The organism is Streptomyces phaeolivaceus (assembly GCF_009184865.1).
Lineage (GTDB): Bacteria > Actinomycetota > Actinomycetes > Streptomycetales > Streptomycetaceae > Streptomyces > Streptomyces phaeolivaceus.
Genome location: NZ_CP045096.1, coordinates 7,151,657 through 7,163,779, shown reverse-complemented (window position 1 = coordinate 7,163,779; position 12,123 = coordinate 7,151,657). Strand labels below are relative to the sequence as shown.

The following is a 12,123-nucleotide window of genomic DNA, read 5'->3' as shown; positions in this document are numbered from 1 at the left end:
ACGGTTCCCGCCTGCCAGTTCCGTCGGAGTGGGCTGGCCGTCGCCCCCGGTACACCCTCTCCCTCGCATCCAACCACGACCGGATGGAGGGCCGCTCATTACCCATGGGTTACCCCACCTCGGGCAAGGTCAGACAGTCTCTCGACAGTACCCTCGCGAGCGATTCGACCACCTCCGGGTGATAGTCCCGGGCCGTTCCCAGCCGCAGTTCCGCCAGCGCCCTGAGCGGTCCTCCGGGCCCTGCTTCCCGGACCTTCTCCTCGTATGCGTTCACGGCCCGCACGATCCTCGCGCCCACCGGCTGTTCACGGTACGGATCCGCCTGGCGCTCCACCACCACGGCGACCTCGGCGTCCACCCCGGTCTGCCGTACGACCGCGCCGCCCAGCAGCGCGATCCGGCGCTGCTCGGCCGCCGGGAGCCCGGCCGTCGCACCGCCCGGTACGGGGTCGACGAGGCTCAGTTGGCCTATGTCGTGCATCAGCGCCGCGTACTCCAGCACGGTCAGGTCCGATTCGCCGAGGCCCAGCTCGCGGCCCACCTCTCGGCTGAGCACGGCCACCCGCCGGGCGTGCCCGGCCGGGGTGTACCCGGCGATCTCGGTGGCCCGCGCGAGCGAGGCGATGGTCTGCCGGTAGGTGGTCCGCACGGCCGCGTACCGCCGGAACGACAGTTGGGCGAGAAGGAGGGGCAGGGAGAAGACCGGCAGTGCCCACAGTCCGACGACACCGACCGCGAGCGCCATGACGACCCCGGTCGCGCACACCGCCGCCCCGATGCCCGGCAGCGCCCGCAGTTCGTCCCTCAGCAGCGGGCCGAACGGCCACCGGGTCCGGGAGTGGGCCATGGCCGCCGCCAGCACGGCGTCGCACAGCGCGGTCACGACGAGCAGCGCGACGAGCAGCAGTACATAGGAGGGGCCGCTCCACTCCAGCAGCCTGCCCCGGTTGTACAGCGGCTGGAAACAGAGGGCGGCGAAGGCGGCGGTGAGCACCCGCCGGGTGAGGTGATCGACGGTGGACCCGCATCCCCTCGCCACGTGCGGCACACAGCCCAGCAGCGCCGCCGCGACGACGACGGCGACGACCTGGAGCACCCCGTGTCCCGTCGGCCGGCCGTCGTTCTCCCCCAGCAGCGCGTACGCGAGCGCGCCGGCGGCCCCGAGCGGCGCGGCCTCCCGCCCCTGGACCCCACGCCCTCGCGACAGCTCCCCCACCACCATGAGCAGCCCGAACGCGAGTGCGACACCGGGTTCGTCGAGCCCATGCCAGAGCGTGTGGGCGAGGCCGAGGAGGGAGAGGAGGAGCGCGGCCCGACGAAGCCCGGGAAGCAGCCTCACGGTGCCCGCTTCCCGGCCGGTCGCACCCCTCGCGCACGCTCCCCGTCAGCCCGAGCGGCCCGCCCCGCACCGGCGCCACTCCCTGCACCGGCCTCCGCCCTGGCCTCCGCACCGGCCCCGTACGGCACATCGGCCTCCGCCCGCGCCTTGTCGGGGCGCCACTTGTCCAGGAGCCCCTTGTCGACCCGCACCTCGTCCGCCGAAGCCTCGTCCGCCCGCCCGGTTCCCGTCTCCCCCGCTCCCCGGCCGGCCCCGAGCGGCCCAGGCGGCCCATGCGGCGGTACGTTTCCGCAGGTGTCCGCGGTCACCGTCGGACGCCAGCCGTGTCGGCCGAGGGCCCGCGCCAGCGCGGCCACCATGACGGGGTCGAACTGCGCCCCCGCGCACCGGTCCAGTTCGGCCAGCGCGGCGGCGACGGGGCGGGCCCGCCGGTAGGAGCGGGTGGAGGTCATGGCGTCGAAGGCGTCCGCGACGGCCACGACCCGGGCGAACTCGGGGATCTGGCCGCCGGCCAGCCCGTAGGGGTACCCGCTGCCGTCCAGTCGCTCATGGTGGTGCAGGACCGCCGCACGGGCCTCCCCGAGGAAGGAGATCCCGCGCACGATCTCGTGGCCGTACTCGGGGTGCAGTTCGATGACCCGCCGTTCCTCGGGAGTCAACGGCCCGTCCTTGCGCAGCAGCCGCGTGGGCACCCCCAGCTTCCCCACGTCGTGCAGGATCCCGGCGAACCGGAGGACCTCGGCCCGCTCGTCGTCCATGCCCAGCTCGCGCGCGATCAGCAGGGACGCCTGCCCGACCCGCTCGCTGTGTCCGCGCGTGTAGCCGTCCTTGATGTCGACGGCCTGCACGAGCGCGCGGATGGTCGCCCGGTGCGCGACCCGCTCCCGGTGGTACTGCGCGAACACCCAGCAGGACACGTACATCGGCAGCAGCACGAGCAGCGCGGCGAGCGACCCGTACGGGCTGCGCCACAGCACGGCCATCATCAGCCCGGCGAGCCCGTGCACGGTGACGGGCGCCGACGACCGCAGGAAGAGCCCCTTCCAGGCGCCGCGCGCGGGGACCCGCTCGGCGAGCGCCAGAATGCCGCCGTCGAGGAGGGTGAGCACCGCGCAGAACACCAGTGCGGCGGCCCCGGCGGGCAGCAGCGCGTACGGGAAGTCGGGGCCGGCGACCGTCCCGACCGTCTCCCCGGCACCGAGCACGTCCCGGCCGCCGAGCGCCTCGTGGACCCGTGCGGCGGCCCATACCGCGAGCACGAGTCGGGCCGCGCGCCAGATCCGGCGCAGCGCTCGCGGGCGCTGCTCGACCCGGGAGAGCAGCGCTCCCGGCACGGCCACGAGCGCGGCGGCGGGCACCGGCAGCAGGAAGGCCCCGGCGAGCAGCACCGGGAAGAAGGTGCCCATGCCCCTGGGGGCCCGGTGGCCCATGAACGGGCACCGGGTGATCTGCTCGCACCCGGCGTACAGCGCGGCGAGCAGGGCCACCGCGCCCCACGGGACGCGGACGTCCGGCAGCGGGGAAAGACAGGCGAGGGCGCCGAGGGCGGCACAGGCGACGTACACACGTGCCCCTGCCGGCACCGACCCCATGGCACCCCTCCCGAGTCCAGGCTCCGGAGCCTAGGACGGGCCGGAGCGGGCGGGGACGGCTACGGATGAATCCATGGGGCCACGACGGCCGGATTAACCCCTTCGAGTGAAGACCACCGGGGAAGGCACCCGTGCGGACGCCCAGGACGGCACCGCCGCCCGAGGAGGGACACCGGCGACGGGATCCGACGGCGGGCGACAGGATCCGACGGTCGGAGCCCGCGCCCCCTCGCGCCGCTCAGTTCGCCACGTCCGCGGCGAGCACCTTGCCGAGCTGTTCCACGGTCGCCGGGGACTCGCGCTGGAAGGCGGCGATGTCGAGGCCGTCGTCGCCCATGACGGTCAGCAGGGTGCGTTCGCCGACGGCGACGACGATGACATGGCCGGCGCCGCACCGGACGACGACCTCACGGAGCGCGCCGGCGCCGGACTGGTCGGCCATGCGGCGGCCGACGCCGAGGGTGGCGGCGGCGAGCGCGGCGACGGACTCGGGGTGGACCTTGTCGACGTCGGCGACGACGAGGAGCCCGTCCACGGTGGACAGGACACTCTCGGAGACGCCCATCACCCGGTCACGCAGCGAGGCCAGGATGTCCGTCAGCGATTCGGTCGATGCGTGTGCGGTCATGGGGACGTGCTCCTTGGTCCAGACTTCTGCGGTGGTGGTGCGGTCCGAGCGGTTCAATCGGACAGGTGCCCATCGGACTCGGGGAGGGCCCGCAGCCCGCGGCGGACCCGCCGCAGCATGTCGACGGAGGGTTGGTCGGCGAGGAGTTCCTCGGCCGACAGCAGGGACAGGGGTGGGAAGGGGGGCGGCACGGCCGGGTTGTCCGACGTGTCGTCCCCGGCGTTCCCGGGAGCGGGTGCGGGTGCGGCACCCCGTACGGGTAACGGCGGCGGTCCCGCGGCGGCGCCACCGTCATCGGCGCGGGACGGGGTGGACGGTGGCTGTGCGGCAGTCGCGCCACCGGGCTCGGTGGACGGCGGCCGGGCCGCGATCGTGGGGACAGGCGCGACGAGCGGTGGGGTTTGGGCGGGTGGCGGGTGATCGGCAGGCGGTGGGTTCTCGGCGGGCGTCGGGGGTTCGGCGGGCGGGACCGGGCGCTCGTCCGCGGCGGCTCTGGGGACCGAACGCCGTCGGAGGCGGGCGGCCTTGCTGCGTATGCGGCGCTTGCGGGCCGGGTCTTTGTCGGGGCTCACTACCCGTCCTTCGCTCCGAGGTCTCCGATGGGAGAGCCTCCACCGGGCCTGCGTCTGGGCAGGGGACCGGCTCTCGGTGACGTTTCGTCGGATGCCGGCTGTCCCTGGGGGATCCGGGGCGCGGTGCCGGGCCGACCGTCGGGCGCGGTCCCGGTCTCCCAATGGACGGCCTGGAGCGATGCCAGCCGAATGAGGTCGAGCATCACCGCGTAGAGGCCGCGCCCCCGGGCGAAGGCGATGTCACGCGGGGTACGGCGGCCGTTGGCGCTCTCGACCAGGTCGCGGTGGCGTCGGGTCAGCCGGCCGTCGGATTCCGGGGTGCCGCGGCCGGTGGCCGATCGGGGCCGGGCGCGGGCGAGTTCGCCCGCGGGGCCCCACAGCCGGGTCAGCAGCGCCATGCGGCGGGTGATCTCCTCGGCCAGCGGCCTCGGCTCGACACCGGGCCGGGCGAGCAAAGTGGGTTGGCGTTCGGCCAGTTCCCAGCCGCCGGGCGGGCTGAGCGCCATCGCGAAGGCCCCGTCGAACACCGCCGCCGTACAGACGACCTCCAGTTCGGCGGCGCCGATCAGGCCGTCGGTCGCCAGGCGCGGACCGAGCCGGTCGGCGTCGGGTTCGGCCGCGCAGGCCGCGAGCCAGGCGTCGTCGTCGATGCGGCCCGAGGCGAGCAACGCGGTCGTCGCGGTCGGCGCGCCCGGTGTCTCGATCGCGCCGATGAGACCGTCCCGCAGGTGAATCGTGCCACCAGGGGAACCGGAGACCCGCACGGTACCGGTGTAGCCCTCCTGGTGCAGTGCCTGCAGCAGCGCGGGCACATTGCGTGCCGAGGGTGTCTTCACGCCAGCACCTCTCGGGCCCGGTCGCCGAGGCTGCGCAGCGCCAGGGCCACGTTCGCCCGGTCGCGGTCGAGACCGGCCGCCAGCAGCAGCGGGTCGCCGGCCGACCGGTCCACGCGGAGCAGCACCTGATGGCGCCTTCTGCTGGTCATGACCACGCTCTCCAACTCCCCCTGGGCCCCGGCCGCGCCGAGCCGCTCGGAGATGAGGGTGGCGAGATCGGAGCTCTCCGCCCCCGTCCCCGCCTGGGCGGCGTCGCCGGCCACGGCGTAGGTCAGGCCCGTGACCGCGTCGACGAGGGCCACGCCGGTGACGCCGGGAGAGTCGAGAAGCCGGTCCAGGGAGGCCTGGAGCGCGGGCTTCCTTTCCTCAAGTCCCCCCATTCGCCCTCCACGTTCACGCGCCGCACAGTACCTTGAACGCCAACTTCCGAAACACACAGAAAAGTTGATGTTTGTGACCGGTGGGTCACTCGCGTTCGATCGTAGTTGGCCGGACAGTGACCGGTCAGCAGCACTGAGGAATTGGGGCAGCAATATGAACATCGAGACCGCGCTCAAGGAAGCCATGACCCTCGACGGTGCGATCGGTGTCGCGCTGGTCGACTACGAGAGCGGTATGTCGCTCGGTACCCTCGGCGGCGGACAGGGCCTCGACCTGGAACTCGCGGCGGCCGGGAACACCGAGGTCGTGCGCTCCAAGATGCGCACGCTGGCCTCGCTGGACATGAACGACGTGATCGAGGACATCCTGATCACCCTGGGCCGGCAGTACCACCTGATCCGCCCGCTGACCAGCAGCAAGGGCTCGCTCTTCCTCTACCTCGCGCTGGACCGCTCCCGCAGCAACCTGGCACTGGCCCGGCACGGCCTGAAGCGCATCGAGAACGGCCTGGAGGTCTGAGCCCGTTCCGGCACCGCTCCGCGCGCGACTGAGCCCGTTCCGGGGACGGCTGGGCGGCCGTCCCCGGAACGGGCTCAGTCGTGCGTCAGCTTCAGCTCTCCTGCGGTGCGACCGGCGAAGCTGTCACATCATGCTCGGGAACGGTCTGTCCCGACCGGATCAGATCGATCCTGCCCATCACCTTGGCCCGCAGATCGGTGGGCACGTCGTCCTGCCCACAGCACCGCTTCACCAGCTTCTTGACGGCCTGTTCGAGCCCGTACTTCTCCAGGCAGGGCGAGCACTCCTCGAAGTGGTGCTCGAACTTGGTGCAGTCGGAGTCGGGCATCTCCCGGTCGAGAAACTCGTAGAGATGATCGAGGATTTCGCTGCAATCCGTCTCATGCGGCTCTCCGCAGCTCATGAGCCCGAGCCTTTCGCTTCGTTCGACTCTCCCGCGCCCGCCGGGACGAGCCCTCGGTCACGGGCGTAGTCCTCGAGCATGCCGCGCAGTTGACGGCGGCCCCGGTGCAGCCGGGACATCACCGTACCGATGGGTGTCCCCATGATGTCGGCGATCTCCTTGTACGCAAAGCCCTCGACATCGGCGAGATAGACGGCGATGCGGAACTCCTCGGGGATCGCCTGCAGCGCTTCCTTCACATCCGAGTCGGGCAGGTGATCGAGCGCCTGCGACTCGGCGGAGCGCAGCCCGGTCGACATGTGCGACTCGGCGCGCGCCAGCTGCCAGTCCTCGATCTCCTCGGCCGCCGAGCGCTGGGGTTCGCGCTGCTTCTTGCGGTACGAGTTGATGAAGGTGTTCGTGAGGATGCGGTACAGCCAGGCCTTGAGATTGGTGCCCTCGCGGAACTGGTGGAAGGACGCGTACGCCTTCGCGTACGTCTCCTGCACCAGGTCCTCGGCGTCGGCCGGGTTGCGCGTCATCCGCAGCGCGGCCGAGTACATCTGGTCGAGGAATTCCAGAGCGTCCCGCTCGAAACGGGCACTGCGCTCCGCGGCGGTCTCGGTGCCCTCGGGCTGCTCCGCCTGGCCCCGTTCGGTCCCTGCGTCGGTCCCAGTGACCGGACCCACCTCCTCCAGCGTCTGTGCGATACCGAAACCGGTACCACCAGAATCGGAGGATAGACGACGATCCATGCCCGCCGCCGCCCGTACAGGGCCGCTCTTGGCCGCGTGCAGCACCGTCCAGTCCAGGTCAGCGCGGCTGCTACGGCTCGGGCAATAGGTCGAACCCATGCGGCGGACTTCCTCTCCTACGGCGGTCAGCACGCTCTTTCGCGCTGTCTGATCCGCACAACAGAGGCCCGCCGCTCCGCATTCCCGGCCGCCGCCCGGCCCGTCATCCGAGTGACGCGATCCACTCCACGACACCGTCGGTGATCACCGAGAGAGCCTCCTCCTGCCCGAGGGGCGCCCGCTTCGGCACCACGAACCCGTGATCGCCGTACGGCACCTCCACGAGCCCGTACGAGCCCTCCGGGAACTCCTCGGGCCGCCCGAACGGATCGTTCCCGCCCTGGACGACGAGCGTGGGCACCCCGGCCCCGAGCAGCTCGTCCGCCCGCGACTTCTCCGGCTTCCCCGGCGGATGCAGCGGAAAGCTCAGCGCCAGTACGGCCGCCGCGCCCAGCTCCGTCGCCGTACGGCAGGCCACCCGGGCACCGGCGCTGCGCCCGCCCGCGATCACCGGCAGCCCCGGCTTCGCCACCGCGGGCCACAGCCCCCGCCAGCCCACGTCCAGCGTCCTCGGCGCGGGCGCCAGCTTCTTCCCGGCCACCCGCCACGGCTGCTCCACCAGCGCGACGGTCACCCCGTGCGCCGGGAGCACCGCGGCGAGGGCCTGAAGATCACGCGCCTCGATCCCGCCACCGGCGCCATGGGAGACGGCTAGGACGAAATTCGGCCGCGCGGCCTCGTACCAGCCGACACGGGCCGTCCCGGCCTCGGTGTCGATCTCTTCCCTCACTGCTGCCTCGATCCCGGTCACGTCAGAAGAGTGTGCCCTCCTCGGGCCCCTCCAGCTCCGTCAGCAGCTCCGGGCTGTTGTTGCGGACGTTGCTGACGGCCGTGGAGACCGGGTAGGCGCGCATCAGCCCGGTGGGCGGCGGTGCGAGCAGCCCGCGCAGGTCGTCGAGGTCCGTACGGGCCGGATCGAGCCAACCGTCCCAGCGGTCGGGCGTGAGCATCAGGGGCATCCGGGGATGGATCTCGGCCAACGCGTGCGGGCCGTCGGCGGGGGCCACCGCCAGCGGGGTCGTCTCGGCCTCCGTCGTGATCACCGAGCAGGTGACCCACCAGGCCCCCGGGTGGTCGTCCGGGAGGGTCCGGTCCCGCCAGAACTCGTACAGCCCGGCCATCGCGAAGACCGACCCGTCCGCCGGGAGCACGAAGTACGGCTGCTTGCGCGGGCGCTTCTTCTTCCCCTCGACCTCCAGATCGCGCTCCCCCTTGCCGGTGACCCACTCGAAATAGCCGTCGGCGGGCAGGATGCACCGCCGGGTGGCGAAGGCCCGGCGGAACGACGGCTTCTCGTGCACGGTCTCCGCACGGGCGTTGATCATCCGGGCGGCGCCCTCGGGGCTCTTGGACCAGGAAGGGACCAGACCCCACTTCAGCTTCCGCAACTGGCGAACCGGCTTCTTGTCGTCGGCGTCCTTCAGAGGGCGGTCGAGCACCGCGTGGACCTCTTTGGTCGGAGCGACGTTGTAATCCGGCTCCAGGGTCTCCTCCGGCTCCCACTTCTCGATCTCAAAGATTCCTGCGAGATCCTCGGGCCTACGACTCGACGCATACCGTCCGCACATAAGTGCCACACTGCCAGGCCCACCCGTCACCCGACCACCACCACCCGACGATGGCGCTCCGCGCCAGCCCCTGTGGACCGCGACCCCGAGGAGCCACCGCAGAACATGGAAAGCACCGCAGCCACCTCGCTGGCCTCCCTGTGGGACGAGGTCTTCGGCACCCAGCCCGACCCCGACCTCTGGGTGGTCATAGCCACCGCCGTCGCCGCCCTCGCGGCGATCGTCCCGCACGGCGTCTGGCGGCTCTCGCGCAACGCCATCACCATCGCGCACGAGGGCGGCCACGGACTGATCGCGCTGCTCACCGGCCGCACCCTCACCGGCATCCGGCTGCACTCCGACACCAGCGGGCTCACGGTCAGCCGCGGCAAGCCCACCGGCCTCGGCATGATCCTCACCGCCGCCGCCGGCTACACCGCGCCCCCGCTCCTCGGCCTCGGCGGCGCCGCCCTCCTCGGCTCCGGCCGCATCACCCTCCTCCTCTGGCTCTCCACGATCCTGCTGGTCGCGATGCTGGTGATGATCCGCAACGCCTACGGCGCCCTGACCGTGCTCCTCACCGGCGGCACCTTCGTCGTCGTCTCCTGGCTGGCGGGCCCCCAGGTACAGGCCGCTTTCGCCTACGCGGTCGTCTGGTTCCTCCTTCTCGGCGGCGTACGCCCGGCCTTCGAACTCCAGGCCAAGCGCAGGCGCGGCGGCGCCGGCGACTCCGACGCCGACCAGCTCTCCCGCCTGACCCACCTCCCGGCGACGGTCTGGCTCGTGATGTTCCACGTGGTGTCGCTGTGCGCCCTGATGGGCGGCGGCCGATGGCTCCTGAACCTCTGAGAACGTTCAAAGTCCGGGGTCGAGGTGCGCGCCCCTGAAGGGGCGCGGGCGTATCGATTTGCGGCTCCGCCGCGTGGGCGCGAGAAGCCCCACCGGACCCGCGCCCGCCCACGGCGATCACGAGGCACCCCCTTGGGCGAACCCCTACTAAAGTGGCCGCATGGCCCTGAACGCACAGCCCGCCCTCTGGCCCGCCCCCACCGCGAGCGGAGCCGTCGACGCGACGGTCCACGTCCCGGGGTCCAAGTCGGTCACCAACCGCGCCCTCGTCCTCGCCGCCCTCGCGAGCGAGCCAGGCTGGCTGCGCCGCCCCCTCCGCTCCCGCGACACCCTCCTGATGGCGGCGGCGCTGCGCGCGATGGGCGTCGGCATCGAGGAGACCGTCTCCTCCAGTTCGTCCGGCGCGGGCGGCTCCGGCGAGGCCTGGCGCGTGCTGCCCACCGGTCTGCACGGCCCGGCCACGGTGGACGTCGGCAACGCCGGCACGGTCATGCGCTTCCTCCCCCCGGTCGCCGCCCTCGCCGACGGCCCCATCCGCTTCGACGGCGACCCCCGCTCCTACGAGCGCCCGCTGAACGGCGTGATCGACGCCCTGCGCGTCCTCGGCGCCCGGATCGACGACGACGGCCGGGGCGCCCTCCCGCTGACGGTGCACGGCGGCGGCGCCCTCGACGGCGGCCCGGTGGCGATCGACGCGTCCTCGTCCTCGCAGTTCGTGAGCGCCCTCCTGCTCTCGGCCCCCCGCTTCAACCAGGGCGTCGAGGTCCGCCACATCGGCGCGACGCTCCCCTCCCTCCCGCACATCCGGATGACGGTCGACATGCTGCGCTCGGTCGGCGCGCAGGTGGACACCCCGGAGTCGGGCGGCGAGCCGAACGTCTGGCGGGTCACACCGGGCGCCCTGCTGGGCCGCGACCTGACGATCGAGCCGGATCTCTCCAACGCCCAGCCGTTCCTCGCGGCGGCCCTGGTGACCGGCGGCAAGATCGTCGTCCCCGACTGGCCCGCGCGCACCACCCAGCCCGGTGACCAGCTCCGCGAGATCTTCACGGAGATGGGCGGCATCTGCGAACTGACGGAGTACGGACTGGTGTTCACCGGTTCGGGCGCGATCCACGGCATCGACGTGGACCTCGGCGAGGTCGGCGAACTGACCCCCGGCATCGCGGCGGTCGCCGCCCTGGCCGACTCCCCCTCGACCCTGCGCGGCGTCGCCCACCTCCGTCTCCACGAGACGGACCGCCTGGCCGCGCTCACCAAGGAGATCAACGAACTCGGCGGCGATGTCACCGAGACCGCCGACGGCCTCCACATCCGCCCGCGCCCGCTGCACGGCGGTGACTTCCACACCTACGACGACCACCGCATGGCCACCGCCGGTGCGATCATCGGCCTGGCCGTGGAGGGCGTACGGATCGAGAACGTGGCGACGACGGCCAAGACCCTGCCCGACTTCACCGAACTGTGGGCCGGGATGCTCGGGAAGAACTGACGGGCGGACCGGGATCATGCGCCGTTACGGCAAGCACACCGACGAGGACGACATCCGCAGCCGCCCGAACCGCAAGGGCAACCGTCCCCGTACGCACATCCGCCCGAAGCACGAGGACGCCGCCGAGGGCATGGTCCTCACCGTCGACCGCGGCCGGCTGACCTGTCTGGTCGAGGACCGTGTGGTGATGGCGATGAAGGCCCGTGAACTGGGCCGGAAGGCGGCCGTCGTCGGCGACACCGTCGCCCTGGTCGGCGACCTCTCCGGCAAGAAGGACACCCTCGCGCGGATCGTCCGCATCGCCGACCGTGCGTCGGTGCTGCGCCGCACGGCCGACGACGACGACCCGTACGAGCGCGTCGTCGTCGCCAACGCCGACCAGCTCGCCATCGTCACGGCCCTCGCCGACCCCGAGCCCCGCCCCCGGCTGATCGACCGCTGCCTGGTGGCGGCCTACGACGGCGGCCTCACCCCCCTGCTGGTCATGACCAAGTCGGATCTGGCCTCCCCCGACAAACTCCTGGAGCTCTACGGTCACCTGGACATCCCCCATGTGGTGACGAGCCGCCAGGAGCTGGAGGCGGGCGACGCCGCCGGCCGGGTACGCGAACACCTCGACGGCAAGGTCACGGCGTTCGTGGGCCACTCGGGCGTCGGCAAGACGACCCTGGTCAACGCACTGGTCCCGGAGGACCTGCGCCGGTCGACGGGCCATGTCAACGCGGTGACGGGCCGGGGCCGGCACACCACGACCTCGGCACTGGCCCTCCCCCTCGCGGACTCGGACGGCGGCTGGGTGGTGGACACCCCCGGCGTACGCTCCTTCGGGCTCGCCCACATCGACCCGTCCCGGGTCATCAACGCGTTCCCGGACCTGGTGCCGGGCACGGAGGGCTGTCCGCGCGCGTGCAGTCACGACGAGCAGGACTGCGCGCTGGACCAGTGGGTGGCGGACGGACACGCGGACCCGGCCCGCCTTTACTCTCTGCGCAGGCTCCTCGCGACACGCGAACGACGGGAAGGCGACTGACCTCCGCGTTGTTTGCGCCCCCGTCCACCCGGTAAGTGCATAATCGCACCAAGTCGGACCCAGACCAGACGAGATCAGCCGAGAACAGACGAAGCGGTCACG

At 72.3% G+C, this 12,123-nt stretch carries 13 protein-coding genes and 1 pseudogene; 4 read left to right on the top strand and 10 right to left on the bottom strand.

The genetic code is table 11. The features are described from left to right. Window positions 1–109: 109 nt before the first annotated feature. From F9278_RS33205 to F9278_RS33180, 6 genes and pseudogenes are all read right to left on the bottom strand, one after another. Window positions 110–1,339: an HD-GYP domain-containing protein gene (locus F9278_RS33205; RefSeq protein WP_152171594.1), complete on the bottom strand. Its 1,230-nt coding sequence runs from the start codon at window positions 1,337–1,339 to the stop codon at window positions 110–112. Window positions 1,340–1,581: 242 nt separating this feature from the next. Next, window positions 1,582–2,931 (bottom strand): annotated as a pseudogene (locus F9278_RS33200) (HD-GYP domain-containing protein); the annotation flags it as partial. Window positions 2,932–3,169: 238 nt separating this feature from the next. Then, window positions 3,170–3,559 carry a roadblock/LC7 domain-containing protein gene (locus tag F9278_RS33195; RefSeq protein WP_152171592.1) on the bottom strand — a complete coding sequence of 130 codons (390 nt, stop codon included), beginning with the start codon at window positions 3,557–3,559 and terminating at the stop codon, window positions 3,170–3,172. Between the two features lie 53 nt (window positions 3,560–3,612). Next, entirely contained in the window at window positions 3,613–4,131 is a 519-nt protein-coding gene (locus F9278_RS33190; protein ID WP_152171591.1) for a hypothetical protein, read from the bottom strand. Next, complete coding sequence (locus F9278_RS33185; RefSeq protein ID WP_152171590.1) at window positions 4,131–4,967, bottom strand: hypothetical protein; 837 nt, start codon at window positions 4,965–4,967, stop codon at window positions 4,131–4,133. The genes F9278_RS33190 and F9278_RS33185 overlap by 1 nt, the downstream gene beginning before the upstream one ends. Next, window positions 4,964–5,305, bottom strand: a complete 342-nt coding sequence (locus tag F9278_RS33180; RefSeq protein ID WP_152174278.1) for a hypothetical protein — start codon at window positions 5,303–5,305, stop codon at window positions 4,964–4,966. Before F9278_RS33180 ends, F9278_RS33185 begins: the two co-directional genes overlap by 4 nt. 196 nt (window positions 5,306–5,501) lie before the next feature. Here F9278_RS33180 and F9278_RS33175 point away from each other — a divergent pair, with 196 nt between their 5' ends. Beyond that, window positions 5,502–5,867, top strand: coding sequence for a hypothetical protein (locus F9278_RS33175; RefSeq protein WP_152171589.1), 366 nt, complete (start codon window positions 5,502–5,504; stop codon window positions 5,865–5,867). A 91-nt stretch (window positions 5,868–5,958) separates the two neighbouring features. On the opposite strand, the gene rsrA is transcribed toward F9278_RS33175, so the two are convergent. The 4 genes from rsrA to F9278_RS33155 all read right to left on the bottom strand — a co-directional run bounded on the left by rsrA (window position 5,959) and on the right by F9278_RS33155 (window position 8,671). After that, complete coding sequence (gene rsrA, locus F9278_RS33170) at window positions 5,959–6,270, bottom strand: mycothiol system anti-sigma-R factor (protein WP_152171588.1); 312 nt, start codon at window positions 6,268–6,270, stop codon at window positions 5,959–5,961. Continuing rightward, a complete protein-coding gene (gene sigR, locus F9278_RS33165; protein ID WP_193242057.1) occupies window positions 6,267–6,938 on the bottom strand; it encodes an RNA polymerase sigma factor SigR in 672 nt (223 codons plus the stop codon). The genes rsrA and sigR overlap by 4 nt, the downstream gene beginning before the upstream one ends. Window positions 6,939–7,206: 268 nt before the next feature. Continuing rightward, entirely contained in the window at window positions 7,207–7,854 is a 648-nt protein-coding gene (locus tag F9278_RS33160) for an alpha/beta hydrolase family protein (protein WP_152171587.1), read from the bottom strand. A gap of 1 nt (window position 7,855) precedes the next feature. After that, window positions 7,856–8,671: an SOS response-associated peptidase gene (locus F9278_RS33155; protein WP_152171586.1), complete on the bottom strand. Its 816-nt coding sequence runs from the start codon at window positions 8,669–8,671 to the stop codon at window positions 7,856–7,858. A 105-nt stretch (window positions 8,672–8,776) separates the two neighbouring features. Between F9278_RS33155 and F9278_RS33150 the strand changes: the two genes are divergently transcribed. The 3 genes from F9278_RS33150 (at window position 8,777) to rsgA (ending at window position 12,021) form a co-directional block, all read left to right on the top strand. Next, window positions 8,777–9,499 carry a M50 family metallopeptidase gene (locus tag F9278_RS33150; protein ID WP_152171585.1) on the top strand — a complete coding sequence of 241 codons (723 nt, stop codon included), beginning with the start codon at window positions 8,777–8,779 and terminating at the stop codon, window positions 9,497–9,499. Between the two features lie 160 nt (window positions 9,500–9,659). Beyond that, on the top strand, window positions 9,660–10,991 hold the full coding sequence (gene aroA, locus F9278_RS33145) for a 3-phosphoshikimate 1-carboxyvinyltransferase (RefSeq protein WP_152171584.1): 1,332 nt from the start codon (window positions 9,660–9,662) through the stop codon (window positions 10,989–10,991). A 16-nt stretch (window positions 10,992–11,007) separates the two neighbouring features. Next, window positions 11,008–12,021: a ribosome small subunit-dependent GTPase A gene (gene rsgA, locus F9278_RS33140; RefSeq protein WP_152171583.1), complete on the top strand. Its 1,014-nt coding sequence runs from the start codon at window positions 11,008–11,010 to the stop codon at window positions 12,019–12,021. The last annotated feature ends 102 nt before the right edge of the window (window positions 12,022–12,123 follow it).